Below are 221 nucleotides of genomic sequence, written 5' to 3'. Positions count from 1 at the left end.
CCAAAGTTGGCGTTGCCACACCAGGCGCCATCGGTAAAGGTGGCAATGTTGTAAGAACCGCTGGCGCCGTAACGTACCTCTGCAGTGCCGTCGAACTCACAGGATGATTTTTCTTTCGAGCAGAACACCCAATCGCTGGGCGGTGTTGTTACCACAATGGGTTCTTCAACGACCGGCTCTTCGACCACGGGTTCTTCAATAACCGGCTCAGCCACAACCAA

Annotated in this window: 1 protein-coding gene; it reads right to left on the bottom strand. The window is 54.3% G+C overall.

From position 1 onward, the window contains the following. Window positions 1-221 (bottom strand): hypothetical protein (locus ACXAFR_RS27710; protein ID WP_475183484.1); only part of this gene is annotated, 221 nt, incomplete at both ends.

This window comes from Pseudomaricurvus sp. ABR4_320, from assembly GCF_056159445.1.
This window is presented reverse-complemented; position numbering and strand designations above follow the sequence as displayed.